The organism is Priestia sp. SIMBA_032, assembly GCF_046535215.1.
Lineage (GTDB): Bacteria > Bacillota > Bacilli > Bacillales > Bacillaceae_H > Priestia > Priestia aryabhattai.
Genome location: NZ_JAWRXD010000003.1, coordinates 1 through 19,431 on the forward strand (window position 1 = coordinate 1; position 19,431 = coordinate 19,431).

20 protein-coding genes and 2 riboswitches are annotated in these 19,431 nt (G+C 39.6%); of the genes, 18 read left to right on the forward strand and 2 right to left on the reverse strand.

Annotated elements, in window-relative coordinates:
- Nucleotides 1–95 precede the first annotated feature (95 nt).
- Entirely contained in the window at nucleotides 96–548 is a 453-nt protein-coding gene (locus SB717_RS10115; protein ID WP_013057327.1) for a DUF1641 domain-containing protein, read from the reverse strand.
- A gap of 429 nt (nucleotides 549–977) precedes the next feature.
- On the opposite strand from SB717_RS10115, the gene SB717_RS10120 reads away from it, so the two are divergent.
- The 5 genes from SB717_RS10120 to SB717_RS10140 all read left to right on the forward strand — a co-directional run bounded on the left by SB717_RS10120 (nucleotide 978) and on the right by SB717_RS10140 (nucleotide 4,740).
- Nucleotides 978–1,394, forward strand: a complete 417-nt coding sequence (locus tag SB717_RS10120; protein WP_410903649.1) for a hypothetical protein — start codon at nucleotides 978–980, stop codon at nucleotides 1,392–1,394.
- Nucleotides 1,391–2,674: an ammonium transporter gene (locus SB717_RS10125; RefSeq protein ID WP_013083425.1), complete on the forward strand. Its 1,284-nt coding sequence runs from the start codon at nucleotides 1,391–1,393 to the stop codon at nucleotides 2,672–2,674. Before SB717_RS10120 ends, SB717_RS10125 begins: the two co-directional genes overlap by 4 nt.
- Before the next feature lie 133 nt (nucleotides 2,675–2,807).
- Complete coding sequence (locus tag SB717_RS10130) at nucleotides 2,808–3,005, forward strand: IDEAL domain-containing protein (RefSeq protein ID WP_013057324.1); 198 nt, start codon at nucleotides 2,808–2,810, stop codon at nucleotides 3,003–3,005.
- Nucleotides 3,006–3,190: 185 nt separating this feature from the next.
- Entirely contained in the window at nucleotides 3,191–4,348 is a 1,158-nt protein-coding gene (locus tag SB717_RS10135) for a hypothetical protein (RefSeq protein ID WP_410903650.1), read from the forward strand.
- A gap of 14 nt (nucleotides 4,349–4,362) precedes the next feature.
- Nucleotides 4,363–4,740, forward strand: a complete 378-nt coding sequence (locus SB717_RS10140) for a hypothetical protein (protein ID WP_074680879.1) — start codon at nucleotides 4,363–4,365, stop codon at nucleotides 4,738–4,740.
- Nucleotides 4,741–4,779: 39 nt separating this feature from the next.
- Here the strand turns inward: SB717_RS10140 and brnQ are convergent, their stop codons facing one another.
- Complete coding sequence (brnQ, locus tag SB717_RS10145; protein ID WP_074680882.1) at nucleotides 4,780–6,135, reverse strand: branched-chain amino acid transport system II carrier protein; 1,356 nt, start codon at nucleotides 6,133–6,135, stop codon at nucleotides 4,780–4,782.
- A gap of 387 nt (nucleotides 6,136–6,522) precedes the next feature.
- Here brnQ and SB717_RS10150 point away from each other — a divergent pair, with 387 nt between their 5' ends.
- The 13 genes from SB717_RS10150 (at nucleotide 6,523) to SB717_RS10210 (ending at nucleotide 19,429) form a co-directional block, all read left to right on the forward strand.
- On the forward strand, nucleotides 6,523–7,794 hold the full coding sequence (locus SB717_RS10150; RefSeq protein WP_014459829.1) for a cation:dicarboxylate symporter family transporter: 1,272 nt from the start codon (nucleotides 6,523–6,525) through the stop codon (nucleotides 7,792–7,794).
- A 107-nt stretch (nucleotides 7,795–7,901) separates the two neighbouring features.
- Nucleotides 7,902–8,939, forward strand: a complete 1,038-nt coding sequence (locus tag SB717_RS10155; RefSeq protein ID WP_410903651.1) for a M42 family metallopeptidase — start codon at nucleotides 7,902–7,904, stop codon at nucleotides 8,937–8,939.
- A 350-nt stretch (nucleotides 8,940–9,289) separates the two neighbouring features.
- On the forward strand, nucleotides 9,290–9,448 hold the full coding sequence (locus tag SB717_RS10160; protein ID WP_176547877.1) for a hypothetical protein: 159 nt from the start codon (nucleotides 9,290–9,292) through the stop codon (nucleotides 9,446–9,448).
- Nucleotides 9,449–9,594: 146 nt separating this feature from the next.
- Nucleotides 9,595–9,773, forward strand: a riboswitch (cobalamin riboswitch).
- A 118-nt stretch (nucleotides 9,774–9,891) separates the two neighbouring features.
- Nucleotides 9,892–10,071: riboswitch (cobalamin riboswitch) on the forward strand.
- Between the two features lie 103 nt (nucleotides 10,072–10,174).
- A complete protein-coding gene (locus tag SB717_RS10165; protein WP_016764370.1) occupies nucleotides 10,175–10,555 on the forward strand; it encodes a (2Fe-2S) ferredoxin domain-containing protein in 381 nt (126 codons plus the stop codon).
- 13 nt (nucleotides 10,556–10,568) lie between these two features.
- The gene (gene cobJ, locus SB717_RS10170; RefSeq protein ID WP_074680886.1) at nucleotides 10,569–12,191 is read left to right on the forward strand and encodes a precorrin-3B C(17)-methyltransferase; all 1,623 of its coding nucleotides are present in this window, start codon (nucleotides 10,569–10,571) and stop codon (nucleotides 12,189–12,191) included.
- Between the two features lie 18 nt (nucleotides 12,192–12,209).
- Nucleotides 12,210–13,121 (forward strand): sirohydrochlorin chelatase, encoded by a 912-nt coding sequence (locus tag SB717_RS10175; RefSeq protein ID WP_074680888.1) that lies wholly within the window; start codon nucleotides 12,210–12,212, stop codon nucleotides 13,119–13,121.
- A complete protein-coding gene (gene cobK / locus SB717_RS10180) occupies nucleotides 13,118–13,885 on the forward strand; it encodes a precorrin-6A reductase (RefSeq protein WP_410903652.1) in 768 nt (255 codons plus the stop codon). The genes SB717_RS10175 and cobK overlap by 4 nt, the downstream gene beginning before the upstream one ends.
- A gap of 5 nt (nucleotides 13,886–13,890) precedes the next feature.
- Entirely contained in the window at nucleotides 13,891–14,538 is a 648-nt protein-coding gene (locus SB717_RS10185) for a precorrin-8X methylmutase (RefSeq protein WP_013083415.1), read from the forward strand.
- A gap of 3 nt (nucleotides 14,539–14,541) precedes the next feature.
- On the forward strand, nucleotides 14,542–15,645 hold the full coding sequence (locus tag SB717_RS10190; protein WP_074680892.1) for a cobalt-precorrin-5B (C(1))-methyltransferase: 1,104 nt from the start codon (nucleotides 14,542–14,544) through the stop codon (nucleotides 15,643–15,645).
- Nucleotides 15,635–16,831 carry a bifunctional cobalt-precorrin-7 (C(5))-methyltransferase/cobalt-precorrin-6B (C(15))-methyltransferase gene (locus tag SB717_RS10195; RefSeq protein ID WP_074680894.1) on the forward strand — a complete coding sequence of 399 codons (1,197 nt, stop codon included), beginning with the start codon at nucleotides 15,635–15,637 and terminating at the stop codon, nucleotides 16,829–16,831. Before SB717_RS10190 ends, SB717_RS10195 begins: the two co-directional genes overlap by 11 nt.
- A 2-nt stretch (nucleotides 16,832–16,833) precedes the next feature.
- Nucleotides 16,834–17,535: a precorrin-2 C(20)-methyltransferase gene (gene cobI / locus SB717_RS10200; protein ID WP_074680896.1), complete on the forward strand. Its 702-nt coding sequence runs from the start codon at nucleotides 16,834–16,836 to the stop codon at nucleotides 17,533–17,535.
- A complete protein-coding gene (gene cobM / locus SB717_RS10205; RefSeq protein WP_074680898.1) occupies nucleotides 17,532–18,308 on the forward strand; it encodes a precorrin-4 C(11)-methyltransferase in 777 nt (258 codons plus the stop codon). Before cobI ends, cobM begins: the two co-directional genes overlap by 4 nt.
- Nucleotides 18,305–19,429, forward strand: a complete 1,125-nt coding sequence (locus tag SB717_RS10210) for a cobalt-precorrin 5A hydrolase (protein WP_410903653.1) — start codon at nucleotides 18,305–18,307, stop codon at nucleotides 19,427–19,429. Before cobM ends, SB717_RS10210 begins: the two co-directional genes overlap by 4 nt.
- Nucleotides 19,430–19,431 lie beyond the last annotated feature (2 nt).

A 19,431-nucleotide genomic window follows, 5' to 3' on the forward strand; every position in this document is an offset into this window, starting at 1 on the left:
GCTGTCATTGCAGTTAATAAACCACCGTAACCGCCGCCTAAAATTAAAATATGTTTTGACATAGTCGATCCTCCGTCCACACTTTTTAATGAAAATTATTTTTGTTTTTCGTTTGTAATGTCTAAATACGCTTGTGCAAAGCGGAATAGTTTTTGAGCTTGTGGATCTTTAAGCATGCGTAATAAACCGAATAAACCGATTGAATTAGAAGCATTTGCTTCTGCACGATCGTTTGCTTCGATTGCAGTAGCTGCAAGACCTTTTACTGTTCCTTCTACTGGCTCGATAAATTCTTTTACTCCACCAAGTAGATCTTCTTTTAATACGTCGTCAGTTAATAATGATTGCGCAACGTCGTAAGTTTTTGTAAGCACCGTTACCATTTCAGATAATTTTGGTAAATTATCTACAAGAACAGTAAGAGCTTCTTGTACTTCAGGCTTTAACAATTGATCTAACACATCCGCTTGACCTTTGTTAACTGCCGCTTCTGTTTGTACAGCAGCATTTTCCTCTGCAGCTGATTTTTGAATAGTTGATTGAGACATGAAAAGTCCTCCTTTGCTGGATACTGTTGCATATGTAGTTCCTAGTTATCTGCTAGACTTTCAAACTACATTGTGAAGTTGTGAAATCTTGCACATAATTCTATTTTAATTTTAATACGAGATAAAATCAACTCATTTCGTTGAAAAAATAAGTGAAGAACCTCGTAACCCTTTGTTTAATAAAAGTTTATAAGAAATAAAGCGAATAATTGCCTAGGTAAATAAAATTAAAATAGGGAACTAACATGATTCCTCCTCCTACGATAAAACAATTAACGTCATATTTCAACACATACGAACTTAATATTCTATAAGTATTAAAAAGATAGGGCGCATTTACTATTTAAAGAGTTTTCAAAAAATTACATTGACTTACTATAGTGTTCTACATATAATCATAATATAACATCTTATGTAAGGAGATATAACATGGTTATAGTGGATGAACTTTATCATAATGTGGTCATTACATTGCCTCAATTAAAATTAATTGAATTTATAATGAAGTTAAAAGAAGCTAAAGCACAAGAAATAGAAGATATAAAAACGAAAATTAGTAAATACGAAGAGAAGAAACGTGCTGAAGAAGCTTGGTATCAATCACTATCACCGTTTCGTAAATTTTTTACCGGGCGTCCTTTAAGTCAGCATCAAGCGGTCGAGTATATGGTATACGTAAAGGAACGCTTTAAAAAAATTGATTACCTTAAAGCACAAATGCGAGAACTTCATGAAGTTCTTGAATTAATAAAAGCGGAAAATGAAGAAACAAGTGAAATTACGCTTTCGCCTGCTATTGTACAAGAAATAAAACGATTAAAAAGCAGTGGAGGCGTTGGGATATGAGTGTTAATGAACTAAGTTTAGGGATAAATACAACGTGGGTCGTGTTAACAGCGGCGATGATTTTGTTAATGGAAGGCGGCTTTGCCTTGTTAGAGGCAGGTTTTGTCCGCTATAAAAATAGCGTGAATATTATTATGAAAGTATTCGCTGATATTACAATAGGAACGCTTTGTTTCTATTTAATTGGTTTTGGATTAATGTACGGTGATGATTTAGGTGGAGTTGTCGGTAAAAGCGGTTTTGCGCTCTCAGGTAATTTATCGCACCTTGACATTCCAATTGGGCTTGAAACGTTTTGGCTGTTTCAATGTGCGTTTGTTATTGCGGTCATTTCTATCGTTTCTGGAGCGGTGGCAGAACGAATTAATTTCCGCGCATATCTTTTATATGCGATTTTGATGACTACATTTATTTATCCTATAGCCGGCCACTGGATTTGGGGAGGCGGATGGATTAGTAAGTTAGGGATGCTTGATTTTGCCGGTTCGGCAGTTATCCATGCTCTTGGCGGTTTTTCAGCTTTAGCAGCTGCAATAATGATTGGACCGAGAAAAGGGAAGTTCACGAAAAATGGAATTAGTTCTGTTTCTCTTCCAAGCAATTTGCCGCTTGCATCAGTGGGTGCTTTTTTATTATGGTTTGGATGGTTCGGGTTTAATGCAGGAAGTACGCTAAGTGCCACTGACGTTAGAATTGGTCACATTGCTATTGTCACAATGTTATCAGCAGCAGCAGGCGGAGCAGCTACTTTATTTTATACTTTATTTCGCTACAACCGTTCAGATGCACCTTCTGTAATAAATGGATCGCTTGCTGGACTGGTTGGCATTACGGCCGGGTGCGCTTTTGTTAACACACCATCTGCTATTTTTATTGGAGCTGTATCTGGCTTATTAATGATGGCAGCTACAAACTGGCTCGAAGCACGTCAAATCGACGATCCTGTAGGAGCTTTTCCTGTACACGCTGCTTCGGGAATATGGGGTACGTTGGCTGTGGGCTTGTTTTCTACAGACGGCGGTGTGTTTACAGGAGGAGGCTGGACGTTACTTGGAGTTCAACTTCTTGGGTTAATCGCTCTATGCGCTTGGGGATTTGTTACGACGTGGATAGGGTTAAAGGTTATTTCTTTGGTGGTTCCGCTTCGATCTACGGAAGAAGAAGAAGAAGTGGGCTTAGATATCAGCTACCACGGTATCATGGCAGCTCATCAAGCTCCTGAATTTATTGAATATGAAAACTACTATGCGGAAGTAAAAGAAAAAGCCTCAGATTCGTAATAAAAGGCCGCGCTTTATAACAAAAGGGCGGCCTTTTTATGTGAAAAAAATAGATTTAAAATACTTGGTTTAAATGATTGAAAAGTCAGAATATTTGTGTTATATTATAAAAAAGCCAAGGAGTTGATTTCTTATGAAAAAGAATTTACTTAATTCACCGCAAAAATCCAACGGAAAGGTGCTTGATGCATTATTCGCTGAGATGATTTTAGACAAGGCGATTGCAGAATTTCGTAAAGCACAGCTAAAAGAAGAAATCGACCGCACGCTATTGATGAAAAATAAAGAAGAGTTTTTAAAACTCTCATCAGAACTTAAACAAATTTCTTAATTACTTACTATACTTCACACACCATCTATTTTAGATGGTGTGTTTTATTTTTGAGACCTACTAAAAGGGATTAATTAGTAATAATTATGAACATATTCCTATTTAAAACTTTATTTACATTAATTGTATTGACTTCTTTTATGGATTTTTTTAACATAAACGAGAATTAAAGAGGAGGGGTTTGGTTGGGACATCTATTATTAGTAGATAGCTTAATTGCAGGTATTGTTTGTATTGTGTTAGGAATTTTATTTAGAGCTCATAAAACAAGCAAATTTTTGTATGGCATAGGGATTGTGTTTGGTCTTATTTTTGTCATCGGGACGGTCACTCATTCTCCATCTAATACAGAAACTTCATCAGTTACAGCTGAGAAAGTAGAAGCAAATCAAAAAGACAGTAAAGACACATCAGAACTTAAAGCTCTCGTTACTAAGGGAATGACAGATAAAGAATTTCAAAAAGAAAAAGAGAAAGCCGCTTTTCAACAGTCAGACTTAATTGCGTTAGGTAACGGAGAAGTCGGATATGTGATAAAAGCTGAAGACGGTTACGTTGTAGCTGATACGAATGGCGAAACCATTTCAAGCGTTGAAACGTTTAAAACGGCTGATGAAGTAGAACAGTATGAATTAAATGAAGTTAAAAAAGTACATAAAGATGTAAGGACAGTTGATGCTCATTATACGGCTTCAGATTTAGAAAGCTTAGAAGATTTTGATCAAAAAATTAATGAAGTGCTGAAGCGCGTTAATCTTACAAAAAAGGAGTTTAATGAACTAAAATTAAAGGATGTTAAAACATTAACTTCTCATGAAATAGAAGTAATGAAGGCTATACGTGACTCTGTTTCGCCCCTTACAAAAGATACGCTACTGCAAAAAACGATCCCTGCTAAAGATATTGAAAAGTATGTAGATGGATCTTATACAGCGCTAGGAGGGTATGTAGCTAAAGCTGAAGATGTTCATGATATTACTTCGTACAAAGATTTTGTTGAAAGCTTACGTTTAGATTATACAGATGGTTCAGGCAAAAGGCCGTTTCCTGAAGAAGGATCGACGTACGGTGTAATCAAATTTAAATCGCAAGCGGTAAGCCACGTTGATATTCCCTACGGAACTGTGTTCGGAGGGAAAACAACAGATGGACCTCCATGTACGCTTAATGGGTTTACAGGGTCTCGAAACGGGGAAACCGTTCCAGAGTTCAAATTTGATAACTATTATCCACCAGCAAATGGAGCGGAACTATACCAAGTGGTAAATGGGGAAGAAGTACTTTTGGCTACCTATGTGGCAGAAGAAAAACGATTTGTACCAGCGGTTGCTAACCCAATGTAAAGGACTGGTTTTTTGTGATTCGAAAAGGTTTATATGCAGCATATAATGAACGAGATTACGAATGTTATGAAACGGAAAACGGGTGTATAAAGCTGATTAGCTATGATAAAGACGATGTAGCAAATGGATTCATTCCATACAATGACACGACTTTTACAAAAGAAGTTCCTCGTGATGCTGTTGAAGAAGTGTTTTTTGTAGCTCCGTATGCTACTTATCAAAATGAAACGTTTGGTGTGTCAGATGCTTCTGATCGTCGAGTGCTTTTGACCACGTCTGAAAAAGAAAAAGCTGATAAATATCATTTTCAACGAACGGATAAATATCTATACGAAAAACGTGTGTTAAAAGAAGAAGTGAAGTTAATGGAGAAAAAAACTCCTTACTCATAAGACGCCATAATAAAAAGAGGATGCACTCGCATCCTCTTTTTATTTAATCAATTTTCTTGAAGTGTTGCTGTTCGTATTATCATTTGTACGAAGGAAGGTAAAGCCAAGACCGATTAATCCTCCTACAATAGCAGGAACTACCCAGCCGAGACCCACTCCATACATAGGTAGAATCGATGTAAACAAATCGTTTACTGCCGCAATTTTAAATCCAGCAGCATTTAAGCCATCAAATAAACTAACGATAAACGTGAACAGAAGGCTTACTTGGTAAACTTCAGAACGTCCTTTAAATAAAGGATGTAAGAATGTTAAAGCAATTAACACAATAGCTAACGGATAAATAGCTGTTAAGACCGGAACCGAAATAGCGATTAATTCCGTTAAGCCAAAGTTTGCTACAACGGCGCTGAACGCTGATAAAATGACAGCAATCAACTTATAAGAAACACTTGGAAACAGCTTATGGAAAAAAGATGAACAAGATGTTACAAGACCTACACTTGTCGTTAAACAAGCAACGGTAATCATCAGACCTAAAAGAATTCCACCGTAAGAGCCAAAGTAGTAATTTGATACTTCAGCTAAAACCGTACCTCCGTTATCAAGACGTCCAAGCTCTGATACGCTTGAAGCACCCATATAGGACAATGCACTATAAATAAGAGCTAAAATAACGGCAGCGATAGCCGTAGCTTTTGCACAAATTGTGATAATTTGTCGGTTAGTTTTTGCTCCTTTTTCTTTAATTGCATTAATAATAATAATTCCAAAAACAAATGATGCTAGTGTATCCATTGTTAAGTAGCCTTCTTGGAAGCCTTTAAAAAATGCGTGTGTTGTATAAGCTTCGCTTGGTGCTTCAAATTTTCCAATTGGGTTCACAACGGCTACAACTACCAATATTCCAATAAACGTTAATTTAATAGGTGTTAAAACTTTCCCTACTAAATCGACAATTTTCGCAGGGTTTAGCGAAAAAAAGCAGGTAATAGTAAAGAAAATTACCGTGAAAATGATAAGGGGAAGGTGCCCTGAATTTTCTGATAAAAAAGGCTTAACGCCAATTTCGAACGAAACGCTTCCCGTTCTTGGCATCGCAAAAAGCGGTCCGATTGCCAAGTATAAAATCGTAGTAAAGATAATACCAAAAGCTGGGTGTACGCGACTAGCTAAAGACTGCAGATCCTCTTTTCCGGAAAAACCAAATGCGAGAACACCTAGAAGAGGCAGACCTACACCCGTTACTAAAAATCCAGCGTTTGCTGACCAAATATTGCTTCCGGCAGACTGACCTAACATTGCAGGGAAGATTAAATTACCTGCGCCGAAGAATAGGGCAAAAAGCATAAAGCCAATAACCACTATAAATGAAAAAGGAACTTTGTTTGACACGTTAAAACCTCCAAAATTATAAATGCTTTTTATTATCGTGTTGAATAATTAAAATTTTCAGAATTTTATATTCGAATAATAAAAATAAACATGTATCGTATTATACTAACCTAAAATGCATATTTCAATATAAAATTTTATTTTTTTAATTTATTCGCTGAAATAGCAAAAATAGAAAAATACTTAGCAAAAAAATCTCAGTATACAACAATTATTTGATATGATAAAACAGAACCGTGGCTTTTAAAAATTTGCATGTGCGGCCTTACATCCTTATTAGGAAAGAACTGTTTACATAAGGTGCTGTAAGGATGTATATTTATACACGGTTCGTTGAACCGCATATGCTCGATGGATGAAAGTCAACTGTGCGAAAGGAGCAAGAAAGTGAAAAGGTTAGGTCTAGCAACTCAGATTCTAATTGGACTGATTTTAGGCGTAGCTGTAGGTGCTATCTTTTACGGAAGCGATACGGCCATTTCTATTTTACAGCCGGTTGGAGACATATTTATTCATTTAATTAAGATGATTGTCGTACCGATCGTGATTTCAGCATTAATCGTAGCGGTCGCAGGAGTAGGCGATATCAAAAAATTAGGTAAGCTTGGCGGAAAAACAATTCTTTATTTTGAGATTGTTACAACCATTGCGATTGTAGTGGGGATTATTGCCGCGAACTTATTCCATCCTGGTGCAGGGGTTGATATGGGACATATTGAAAAAAGCGATATTTCTCAATATGAGGCAACGGCAAAAACGTCTGAAAGTACAGGGATTGCTCAAGAGCTTCTTCATATCGTTCCGACAAACGTCTTTCAATCGGTAGCAGAAGGCGATCTTTTACCAATCATTTTATTTTCCGTACTGTTTGGTGTAGGCGTAGCTTCGATTGGAGAGAGGGGAAAACCTGTTTTAGCCTTTTTTGAAGGCGTCTTGGATGCAATGTTTTGGGTAACTAATTTGGTGATGAAATTTGCTCCAGTAGGTGTATTTGCACTTATTGGTGTTAATATTATAAAGTTTGGTGTCGGATCACTTATTCCATTAGGAAAATTAGTGTTCGCCGTTTACTTCACCATGATTTTCTTTGTGCTTGTGGTTCTTGGAATTATTGCTAAAATGGCTGGAACAAGCATGTTTACGCTCATAAAAGTGTTAAAAGACGAGCTGCTTCTTGCATTTACAACGGCAAGTTCAGAAGCTGTTTTACCTTCTCTTATCAAAAAGATGGAAGACTTCGGTTGTTCTAAGTCGGTTACATCGTTTGTAATTCCAACGGGCTACACGTTTAACTTAGATGGTTCAACCATTTATCAGGCGCTGGCATCGCTGTTTATTGCTCAAATGTACGGCATCGACCTTTCCATTATGGATCAAATTCAGCTCCTTCTTGTGCTAATGTTAACGTCAAAAGGAATGGCTGGTGTACCAGGGGCATCGTTTGTAGTTGTACTTGCTACACTTGAATCCATGGGCTTCCCTCTTGAAGGCATGGCATTTATTGCAGGAATTGACCGCATTCTTGATATGATGCGTACCACAGTTAACGTAGTAGGAAATGCTTTAGCTGCGATTGTGATGTCGAAGTCTGAAGGTGAATTTGATAAGCAAAAATCATTAAATTACACAAACGAATTAAAGAAATCAAACATAGCTTAAAACAAAAAAGCCGGGCAGCTGCCCGGCTTTTTTGTTTGGGGCTGCCTGTTATCTTTTTTGAAACATATGGTAAAATAAAAGAAATGAGAGACAAAGGAAGTGTCATAATGACGGAAACTGTTCAGTTAATTAAAAAGCTTGTTTCGATTCCCAGTCCTTCTGGAAATACAGAAAAGGTAATTTCATTTGTCGAAGACTATGTAAAAGAGCTAAATATTCAAACGTATCGTAATCGAAAAGGAGGCTTAGTCGCTACTATTCCCGGTAAAGATACAGATCACCACCGCATGCTGACGGCTCATGTCGATACATTAGGTGCTATGGTAAAAGAAATCAAACCGAGTGGACGTCTGAAAATCGACCTGATTGGAGGGTTTCGCTACAATTCTATTGAAGGAGAATATTGTGAAATTGAAACTTCATCAGGAGAAGTATTTACAGGAACCATCCTTATGCATCAAACATCTGTGCATGTGTATAAAAATGCAGGGAAAGCTGAGCGGAATCAAGAAAATATAGAAATTCGATTGGATGAAAAAGTACATAGCGCAGAAGATGTTCGCAGCCTTGGAATTGAAGTCGGCGACTTTGTTTCGTTTGATCCTCGTGTAGAAATAACAAAAAGCGGTTTTATTAAATCTCGTCATCTCGATGATAAAGCAAGCGTAGCTTTATTGCTTCAGCTCATGAAAACAATTCAAGAAGAACAGATCGAACTGCCATACACTACGCATTTTCTCATTTCAAATAATGAAGAAATTGGATACGGAGGAAATTCGAACATTACGCCTCAAACAGTAGAATACTTAGCGGTTGATATGGGTGCTATGGGAGATGGACAATCTACTGATGAATACACCGTGTCTATTTGTGTAAAAGATTCAAGCGGACCATATCATTACGGTTTGAGAAAACATTTGGTGGAGCTAGCTAAGCAGCATGATGTTCAGTACAAATTAGATATTTATCCGTTTTACGGATCAGATGCTTCTGCTGCTATTCGTGCCGGACACGATATCGTACACGGCTTAATTGGTCCAGGAATTGATTCTTCTCATGCGTTTGAGAGAACGCATCGAGATTCATTGAATCATACGTATAAGCTTCTCTATTACTATGTGCAGTCGAACATGGTTCTGCTTTAAGAAAGGAATATTTAATTAGTGTATTTTTATGCAAAGGAAAGAACAGGACGGGATTGCGATGTCTGTACTTTCCTTTCTTAAAAAAGAAGCCGGCTGTCCGGCTTCTTTTTTTTATAAATACTATATATTTTTTACTGGTGAATCAACAGTTGGTTAAAAAAGCACCTTTTTAAAAAAGTACAATACTGCTTAAACCTTTTGTACATTTTGTTCATTTACAGAAGTTAAAATGTTTTTAAATTTTTAAAAGTTTCTTGTGACAAGTTTTGTAGAATGGGTTTTCAAAAGGAAATGGTTTCGTCATAATGTGGATATAGCGATCACTACAATAATCGGAGGCGAATCTTTTCATGTGGGTACTGACGGTATATGCTGGAAAAGAAATGAAAATGTTTGAATTTGATACTGAAAAGCAGGCGAGAGAAGCTTTTGCCAAAACAAATGGCTGTAAAGTTCTTTCAGAAGTCGTGTATTATAACGATCCTCATTTAACATTAGTTGCTATATAATGAAAAAACAAGAGCTGGCTTTATGCTCTTGTTTTTTTATAGATGCTTGTATCCTTCGAAAAGAATAGAGTTGAAATAAAAAAAAATGTACGCTATGATATGGTAGTTACTTCTATTATTCTGATAGTTTAAAAGGTTCATATATATCAAACAGCAACAGTAAAGATGCCAAGAAGGCTTAATAGGGAAACTGGTGAAAGACCAGTACTGCCCCCGCAACTGTAAGTGTGGACGAACGAGTATAACCACTGTGGAAAAATCACGGGAAGGTTCTCAAGTAGAATGATACACAAGTCAGGAGACCTGTCTTTATTGTGAAGTTTCTATTTCTCCGGGGAGCGGGAAGGGAAACGTTGGCTTAAAGTGGCATTCGTGTACACTCTTATTCTGACGTTTCACCCGCTCGCATATTAGCGAAGCGGGTTTTTCTCATGTCGCAAAACTACATATCGTGCAAAAAAGGTGCGCAATGTTTACATTGCGTTAAATGGGAAGTCTGGTGTGAAGCCAGCGCGGTACCCGCCACTGTGAAGATGAGCTGATTGCATATGCCACTGTATTCGGGAAGGCGTAATCAAGTGATGAATCGAAGTCAGGAAACCAGCCTTTTTCTAATGCGAAGCTTACCCTACGGGATATAGGTGGAAGTGCAAAAACTTAGTTTGAATTTTTCTGCGCCTCTATCAATGATAGAGGCGCTTTTTTTTAGTAAAGGAGCGAATGAGTGTGACGACTTGGAACTTAAATGGAACAAAACATCACGTATTGATTTGTAATGGAAGCAGCTGTATGAGAAAAGGTGGAGAAGAAGCCACCCAAGCTATTCGAAATAAAGTGACGGAACTGGATTTGGATGAAACGGTTCATACAACGCGTACACGCTGTAACGGAAGATGTAAAGATGCTCCTGTAGCTATTGTGTATCCTTCAGGAGATTGGTACAAGCAGGTCACTGAAACCGTGGCTCACCGGATTGTCGAAGAACATTTAGCAGGAGGCTGCAGTATAAAGGAATCGCTTATTTATGAATATGATCAAAATGGTTTCGTTTCTCCGGAAAACAGTGACTCCATAGAAGGAATTGACAAAGTAAAAAGTAACGCATAAAGGAGGAGCTAGCATGAAAGGTAAACTATTAGTTATCGGATTTGGGCCGGGAAGCTTTGAACATATTACACAGCGAGCAAGAGAAGCCATTCAAGAAAGTGATATGATTATCGGTTACAAAACCTATGTGGAATTAATTCAAGGACTGTTAACGAATCAGCAAATTATTAGTACGGGAATGACCGAAGAAGTAAGCCGTGCACAAGAAGCTGTAAAGCAAGCTGAAGCAGGAAAAACCGTGGCTGTCATTTCAAGCGGAGATGCAGGAGTATATGGAATGGCAGGCCTTGTGTATGAAGTGTTGATTGAAAAAGGCTGGAAAAAAGAAACGGGCGTAGAGCTGGAAGTAATTCCTGGCATTTCGGCTATTAATTCATGCGCATCCCTCCTTGGAGCGCCCGTGATGCATGATGCTTGTACAATTAGTTTAAGTGACCACCTTACGCCTTGGGAACTAATCGAAAAAAGAATCGAAGCAGCTGCACAAGCAGATTTTGTAGTGGCTTTTTACAACCCAAAAAGCGGAAGACGAACAAGACAAATTGTTGAAGCGCAGAGAATTCTATTAAAGTACCGTTCTCCTGATACGCCTGTTGGTCTTGTGAAAAGTGCTTATCGTGACCGTGAAGAAGTCGTAATGACCAACTTAAAAGACATGTTAAATCATGAAATTGGCATGCTGACTACCGTTATTGTCGGGAATTCATCTACGTTCTTTTACGACGATTTAATGATTACACCGCGCGGATATCAGCGGAAATATACCCTCAACCAAACGGAGCAGCCGCTAAGACCGCATCAGCGACTTCGAAAAGAAGCGGAACCATGGGCTCTCGATCAAGAAGAGACTGTAAAGCAAACAGCTTCAGCTATTGAAGCTGTTCAGACCAAACCAGAAGAAACAGCAACTTCACGAGCCCTTGCAGAAGAAGCGCTTCAAGCAATTTTAGGTGAACCTACTTCTGCGGTCGTACATCAGCCAATACAGTCTATTTTCGAAGTGGCGGTTAGTCCAGGACTTGCAAATAAGAAATTTACGCCTGTTCAAATGACAACACTAGCAGACGTTGTTGGTGAAAACGGTACGATGGAGTATACACCTGACCATCAAATCAAACTGCAAATTCCAACGACTCAGCCAGATGTGATTATTAAAAAGCTCCAAGCAGCTTCCTTTTTACTATCTCCGGTCGGAGATGTGTTCACAATCAAAGCGTGTGATTTTTGTGACGGAGAAAAAAGCGATGCTATTCCACATACGGAAGAATTACAAAAACGCCTCGGGGGAATGGACATGCCAAAAGAGCTGAAGCTTGGTATTAATGGATGCGGTATGGCCTGTTACGGTGCTGTTCAAGAAGATATCGGCATTGTCTATAGAAAAGGTGCGTTTGATTTATTTTTAGGAGCTAAAACGGTTGGACGCAATGCGCATTCAGGTCAAATCGTGGCGGAAGGCATAGCACCTGATGACATTGTTGAAATAGTGGAAAACATTGTCCATGAGTATAAAGAAAAAGGTCATCCTAATGAGCGATTTCATAAATTTTTTAAGCGTGTGAAGAACGTTTACGGATTCGACTATCAAGATATAACACCAAAAATAAAAATAGAACCAGCTCCGTGTGGAGATTAAAAAATAGGAGGGCATTATATGAAATCAGTTTTATTTGTCGGTCATGGAAGCAGAGATCCTGAAGGGAACGATCAAATTCGCGAATTTATTTCGACTATGAAGCATGATTGGGACGCATCTATTTTAGTAGAAACGTGTTTTCTAGAATTTGAACGCCCAAATGTAAGTCAAGGCATTGATACATGTGTGGCAAAAGGAGCACAAGATGTAGTTGTAATTCCAATTATGCTCTTGCCTGCCGGCCACTCTAAAATACATATTCCGGCGGCTATAGATGAGGCTAAGGAAAAGTATCCACACGTAAACTTCGTATACGGACGTCCCATTGGCGTTCATGAAGAAGCCCTTGAAATTTTAAAAACGAGATTACAAGAATCAGGAGAGAATTTAGAAACTCCAGCTGAAGACACGGCTGTTATTGTCTTAGGGCGAGGAGGAAGTGATCCTGATGCAAACAGTGATTTATATAAAATTACGCGTCTTCTTTGGGAAAAAACAAACTATAAAATCGTTGAAACTTCTTTTATGGGCGTGACTGCTCCACTGATTGATGAAGGGGTAGAGCGATGTTTAAAACTGGGCGCTAAAAAAGTGGTTATTCTCCCGTATTTCTTATTTACAGGAGTACTAATTAAGCGTTTGGAAGAAATGGTGAAGCAGTATAAAATGCAGCATGAAAACATCGAGTTTAAGCTAGCCGGCTATTTCGGTTTTCATCCAAAACTGCAGACAATTTTAAAAGAACGTGCTGAAGAAGGATTAGAAGGTGAAGTGAAAATGAACTGCGATACGTGTCAATATCGCCTAGGCATTATGGAGCATATTGATCACCACCACCATCACGATCATGACCATGATCACGGACACCATCACCACGATCACCATCATGAGCACGACCACCATGAAGATAAGGTCGGCGGGCTAAAATGATTTTATTGTTAGCCGGAACTAGCGATGCACGTGCATTAGCCGTTCAAGTGAAAAAAGCAGGTCATGACGTTACGGCAACGGTTGTAACCGAAAACGCAGCAATCGAATTACAGCGGGCAGAAGTGAAAGTGAAAATTGGACGCCTCACAAAAGAAGATATGATGGATTTTGTAACCGAACATTGTGTAAAAGCTATTGTGGATGCAAGCCATCCCTTTGCGGAAGAAGCATCTAAAAATGCTATCGGCGCCGCTGCTGAAACAGCACTTCCTTACATACGCTATGAGCGGGCTTCGCAGGCTTTTGCCTATGATAATATGACGATGGTTTCTACGTATGAAGAAGCAGCAGAAGTAGCAGCTGAGAAAAAAGGAGTTATTATGCTGACAACAGGCAGCAAGACGCTGCAGGTTTTTACAGAAAAGCTGCTTCCTCTTTCAGATGTACGGCTTGTGGCTCGTATGCTTCCAAGGCTGGATAATATGGAAAAGTGCCAGCAATTAGGCTTTCCGCAAAAAAATATTATTGCTATTCAAGGGCCGTTTACAAAAGAGTTTGATCGAGCGCTGTATAAGCAATACGGAGTGACGGTTATGGTCACAAAAGAAAGCGGAAAAGTTGGATCTGTGGATGAAAAAGTAGAAGCAGCTAAAGAGTTAGGCTTAGATATTATTATGATTGGGCGACCGAAAATTGAGTATGGGACCGTGTATTCCACGTTTGAAGAAGTGGTTCATGCTTTAGTAAACCAAACTAGGAGTTGATTGAGATGGATTTTCGTACAGAATTTAAACCGTTAACTGTTCAGCCTCAGCAAATAGAAGGAAAAAGTTTTGAGATGATTACAGAAGAGCTTGGGCCTCATCCGTTTACAGACGAACAGTACCCAATTGTTCAGCGCGTAATTCATGCGTCTGCAGACTTTGAGCTTGGACGCAGCATGCTGTTTCATCCGGATGCGATTCAAGCAGGAATTAAAGCTATTCGCAGCGGCAAGCAAGTGGTTGCAGATGTACAAATGGTGCAAGTAGGAACAAACAAGCAGCGAATTGAAAAACATGGCGGTGAAATCAAAGTTTATATTTCAGATCCGGACGTAATGGAAGAAGCAAAGCGCTTAAATACAACGCGTGCAATTATTTCTATGCGAAAAGCAATTAAAGAAGCAGACGGCGGGATTTTTGCAATTGGAAACGCACCGACAGCTTTACTTGAGTTAATTCGTTTGATTAAAGAAGGAGAAGCAAAACCTGGGCTTGTTATTGGTCTGCCGGTAGGATTTGTTTCAGCAGCTGAATCTAAAGAAGAACTTGCAAAACTTGACGTGCCGTTTATTACAAACATCGGGCGAAAAGGCGGCAGTACGGTAACGGTTGCTGCACTAAATGCAATTTCAATTCTTGCAGATCAGGTGTAACACATGAAGGAAGTACCAAAAGAACCTAAGAAACTCAGAGAGGGCTATACGACAGGCGCTTGTGCAACGGCAGCTACGAGAGCAGCTCTGCTTACGCTAATTTCAGGGGAAGTGCAAGACGAGTCAACGATTTACTTACCTGTCGGCCGCTTTGCTACGTTTCATCTTGAAGAATGCGAGTATCGCACAAGCAGCGCTGTAGCCAGTATCATTAAAGATGCTGGAGACGATCCCGATGCCACGCACGGAGCGCTGATTATTTCTGAAGTTTCGTGGTGTAATGGTGCAGACGTTATCATTGATGGAGGAGTGGGAGTAGGGCGTGTGACAAAGCCCGGCCTCCCAGTTCCTGTCGGTGAAGCAGCCATTAACCCTGTTCCAAGAAAGATGCTGAAAGAAACGGCTGAACAGCTTCTAGCCCAATACAATATACAAAAAGGCGTTAAGATTGTCATCTCGGTTCCTGAAGGAGAAGAAATGGCGAAAAAGACATTAAATGCGCGTCTAGGTATTTTAGGAGGCATTTCGATACTGGGGACGCGGGGGATTGTTGTTCCGTTCTCAACAGCTGCTTATAAAGCAAGTATCGTGCAGGCAATCAGCGTTGCTAAAGCAAGTAATTGTGAGCACGTTGTTATTACGACAGGGGGCCGAAGTGAAAAGTATGGAATGAAACAGTTCCCTGAACTTCCGGAAGAAGCATTTATAGAAATGGGAGATTTTGTTGGGTTTACGTTAAAACAATGTAAAAAGCAAGGAATGAAAAAAGTGTCGCTCGTAGGCATGATGGGAAAGTTTTCAAAAGTCGCGCAAGGCGTTATGATGGTTCATTCAAAAAGTGCACCTATTGATTTTAATTTTTTAGCAAAAGCAGCTTCTGAGTCAGGAGCTTCTGCTGAACTGGTAGAGGAGATAAAAGGTGCAAACACAGCTTCTCAAGTGGGAGATTTAATGATGCAAAGCGGTCATCATCAGTTTTTTGAAAAACTGTGCGAGTACTGCTGTTTATCAGCATTAAAGGAAGTAGGGGACGGAATCGATGTCGATACGTCTCTTTACACATTAAAAGGAGATTTTTTAGGACAGGCGGTGCAACATGGCAATTAAAATTATTGGAATTGGTGACGACGGAAAGTTAAGTTTGCTCCCTATGTATGAAAAGTGGATTTACGAAAGCGATGTGCTAGTTGGAGGTAAGCGTCACCTTGATTTTTTTCAAGATGTCAAAGGAGAAAAAGTAGCGATTGAAGGAGGGCTTTCTTCTCTTGTTGAACGTTTAAAAAACGAAGAAGGAAACGTGGTTGTGTTAGCCTCAGGCGATCCGTTATTTTACGGAATTGGAAGCTATCTTTCTACGAAGCTAGACGTTGAAATATATCCTTATTTAAGTTCTATTCAGCTTGCATTCTCGCGCCTAAAAGAGCGATGGCAAGACGCTTACTTTACAAGTGTGCACGGCAGGAGCATAAAAGGGCTGGCTCAGCGCATTGACGGCTATAAAACAGTGGCGATTTTAACCGATGAGCAAAATTCTCCTAGTGCTCTGGCAAACTACTTATTATCATTCGGCATGACGGAATACAAGATGTTTGTAGCAGAGAATTTAGGAGGAGAAACGGAGCGCTGTCAGCTGCTTTCGCTGGAAGAAGCGGCAAATCAACTCTTTTCTCCGCTTAATGTTGTGATATTAAAACAGGTAGAAAAAAGTCCAGTCTGGCCGCTTGGAATAGAAGATGGTGAATTTATTCAACGCAAGCCGGATAAAGGACTTATTACTAAAAAAGAAGTTCGTACACTTAGTATTAGCGCCCTGCAGCTAAAGAAAGACAGCGTGGTATGGGATATCGGAACATGTACAGGTTCAGTCGCGATTGAAGCGGCTAAAATTGCGCGCGAAGGACAAATTTTTGCCGTGGAAAAAAATGAAGCAGACTTGGAAAACTGCAGGGAAAATCTAGCGAAATTTCGAGTAGATGCCCATACTGTTCACGGAAAAGCACCGGAAGGGTTAAGTGAGTTTGCTGATCCTGACGCGGTGTTTATTGGAGGTACAGCAGGAGGCATGGAAACCATTTTAGATGTGTGCTGCAGCCGGTTAAATGCAGGAGGACGCATCGTATTAAATGCCGTAACGATTGAAAATTTGGCAGAAGCGATGAAAGCCTTTAAAGAGCGAGGATTTGAGACTGCTGTTACCCTTGCACAAATTTCAAGAAGCAAGCCCATTTTACATTTAACACGATTTGACGCTTTAAACCCTATTTATATTATTACAGCTAAAAAAGGAGAATGAATATGATTGGAACATTGTACGGACTTGGAGTTGGACCGGGAGATCCAGAACTAATTACAGTAAAAGCATTTCGTAAATTAAAAGAATCACCCGTTATTGCGTATCCTAAAAAGCAAAAAGGAAGCAAAAGCTATGCCCAAAAAATTATTGATATCTATTTCAGTGCAAATGAAAAAGATATGCTGGGCCTTGTGTTTCCAATGACAAAAGATCCTGCTATTTTAGAAAAAAAATGGACCGAAACGGTAGAACGAGTATGGGAAAAGCTCCAGCAAGGAAAAGATGTAGCATTTGTCACAGAGGGCGACCCTATGCTTTACAGCACGTTTATTCACATGATGCGTTTAATGCAAGAATGTCACCCTGAAGCTCCGATTCAAGTAATTCCTGGTATTTCATCCATTAATGGAGCTGCATCTCGCTTAGGTATTCCGTTAGCAGACGGTGATGAACACGTAGCCATTGTTCCTGCTCGTGAAGATTATGAAACAATGAAAAAAGTATTAGTGGAAAACGACTGCGTCATTTTTATTAAAGTGGCCAAAGTCATCGATTTTATGGTCGGTCTTTTAAAAGAACTTGATCTGCTTGAAAAAGCGTCAGTTGTGACAAAAGTAACGTCAGATGAAGAGATTATCTGGAAAGCTTCAGAACTAGAAGGAGCCGATTTACAATACTTAACGCTAATGGTGGTGCGAAAATGAAGTTATACATAATCGGAGCTGGACCCGGAGATCCAGATTTAATTACAGTAAAAGGCTTAAAATTACTTCAGCAGGCAGACGTTGTCTTATACGCGGACTCACTCGTAAGTCAAGAGCTAGTTGCTAAGTCTAAACCAGGAGCTGAAGTGTTAAAAACAGCGGGTATGCATTTAGAAGAAATGGTCGGTACGATGCTTGAGCGCATGCGTGAAGGAAAAATGGTTGTAAGGGTACATACGGGTGATCCGGCTATGTACGGAGCCATTATGGAACAAATGGTGCTTTTAAAAAGAGAAGGCGTTGATATTGAAATCGTTCCCGGCGTCAGCTCCGTATTCGCTGCTGCTGCAGCGGCTGAAGCAGAATTAACCATTCCGGATTTGACTCAAACAGTTATTTTAACTCGGGCCGAAGGAAGAACGCCTGTACCTGAGTTTGAAAAATTAACTGATTTAGCAAAACATAAATGTACCATTGCTTTATTTTTAAGCGCGACGCTCACAAAAAAAGTAATGAAAGAATTTATAAGCGCGGGTTGGAGTGAGGACACGCCGGTTGTAGTAGTCTATAAAGCAACGTGGCCAGATGAAAAAATTGTTCGCACAACGGTAAAAAACCTGGATGATGCTATGCGAACAAACGGCATTCGCAAGCAGGCGATGATTTTGGCAGGCTGGGCACTTGACCCCCACATTCATGACAAAGATTATCGCTCAAAACTTTATGACAAAACATTTACCCACGGCTTTCGAAGAGGAGTGAAGTCGGAATGATTCAACTCCAAGAAGGAAAAAAAGCTCTCATTACACAGCGCGGAGATTATGCCGTTGTAGCCATCACAAAACACGGCGTAGAAATTGCAAGAAATCTCGGTCGTATCTTTCAGCAGTCCGACGTGTATTACATGAGCAAATTTGAAAAAGGAGACGAACAAGAGCAGAACATTCAGCTGTTTTCAGGAAGCGTTCGGATGCTTTTGCCTTCTCTTTTTGAATCGTATAAAGGACTTATTATTATTATTTCACTGGGAGCAGTTGTACGTATGATTGCACCTATTTTAAAAGATAAGAAAACGGATCCCGCGGTTGTTGTGATTGATGACAAAGGCGAAAATGTCATCAGCGTGCTTTCAGGTCATATCGGAGGAGCAAATGAGCTTACGCGTGAAGTTGCGGCAGCTCTTGAAGCTCATCCTGTCATTACAACAGCATCCGATGTGCAAAAAACAATTCCGGTTGATTTATTTGGTAAGCGCTTTGGATGGGTGTGGGAGTCAGCAGAAAAACTAACGCCTGTCAGCGCTTCTGTGGTGAATGAAGAAGAAATAGCAGTGGTTCAAGAATCAGGTGAAAAGAACTGGTGGCATTATGAGCACCCTGTTCCAGCTAACATTAAAACGTATTCATCGATTCAGACAGCTCTTGAAGCATCGCCACATGCAGCCTTGGTTGTAACGCATCGCAATTTAGAAGAAGAGGAAGAAATGATTTTAGAAAACGGTGTTCTTTACCGTCCAAAAGTACTGGCGATTGGGATGGGGTGCAACAGAGGAACAAGCGCAGCGGAAATTGAAACCGTTATTGAAAAAACGCTTGCTGAACTTCAGTTTTCAATGAAAAGTGTAAAAGCATTATGTACAATAGAGTTAAAGAAAGATGAAGAAGGGCTGTTAGAAGTGGCGTCTAAGTACGGCTGGGAGTTTGTCTATTATTCGCCCCAAGAGCTAAACAGCATAAGTATCCAACAGCCTTCAGATACTGTCTTTAAATATACAGGTGCATATGGTGTTAGTGAACCTGCTGCTATGTTATACAGCGGTGCTGATAAGCTTGAACTTGTGAAGAAAAAGTCAGGGAATGTCACCATTTCAGTGGCGCTTATTCCATATGACTAAAG

What these genes read in the sequence shown, in the direction of transcription:
- SB717_RS10130 (WP_013057324.1), top strand. Translation starts at nt 2,808, where the DNA reads ATGAAAAAGAATTTACTTAATTCACCGCAAAAATCCAACGGAAAGGTG.
- cobM (WP_074680898.1), top strand. Translation starts at nt 17,532, where the DNA reads ATGAAGTTATACATAATCGGAGCTGGACCCGGAGATCCAGATTTAATT.
- SB717_RS10175 (WP_074680888.1), top strand. Translation starts at nt 12,210, where the DNA reads ATGAAATCAGTTTTATTTGTCGGTCATGGAAGCAGAGATCCTGAAGGG.
- SB717_RS10155 (WP_410903651.1), top strand. Translation starts at nt 7,902, where the DNA reads ATGACGGAAACTGTTCAGTTAATTAAAAAGCTTGTTTCGATTCCCAGT.
- cobK (WP_410903652.1), top strand. Translation starts at nt 13,118, where the DNA reads ATGATTTTATTGTTAGCCGGAACTAGCGATGCACGTGCATTAGCCGTT.
- cobI (WP_074680896.1), top strand. Translation starts at nt 16,834, where the DNA reads ATGATTGGAACATTGTACGGACTTGGAGTTGGACCGGGAGATCCAGAA.
- SB717_RS10195 (WP_074680894.1), top strand. Translation starts at nt 15,635, where the DNA reads ATGGCAATTAAAATTATTGGAATTGGTGACGACGGAAAGTTAAGTTTG.
- SB717_RS10125 (WP_013083425.1), top strand. Translation starts at nt 1,391, where the DNA reads ATGAGTGTTAATGAACTAAGTTTAGGGATAAATACAACGTGGGTCGTG.
- SB717_RS10120 (WP_410903649.1), top strand. Translation starts at nt 978, where the DNA reads ATGGTTATAGTGGATGAACTTTATCATAATGTGGTCATTACATTGCCT.
- SB717_RS10185 (WP_013083415.1), top strand. Translation starts at nt 13,891, where the DNA reads ATGGATTTTCGTACAGAATTTAAACCGTTAACTGTTCAGCCTCAGCAA.
- SB717_RS10210 (WP_410903653.1), top strand. Translation starts at nt 18,305, where the DNA reads ATGATTCAACTCCAAGAAGGAAAAAAAGCTCTCATTACACAGCGCGGA.
- SB717_RS10160 (WP_176547877.1), top strand. Translation starts at nt 9,290, where the DNA reads ATGTGGGTACTGACGGTATATGCTGGAAAAGAAATGAAAATGTTTGAA.
- SB717_RS10190 (WP_074680892.1), top strand. Translation starts at nt 14,542, where the DNA reads ATGAAGGAAGTACCAAAAGAACCTAAGAAACTCAGAGAGGGCTATACG.
- SB717_RS10115 (WP_013057327.1), bottom strand. Translation starts at nt 548, where the DNA reads ATGTCTCAATCAACTATTCAAAAATCAGCTGCAGAGGAAAATGCTGCT.
- cobJ (WP_074680886.1), top strand. Translation starts at nt 10,569, where the DNA reads ATGAAAGGTAAACTATTAGTTATCGGATTTGGGCCGGGAAGCTTTGAA.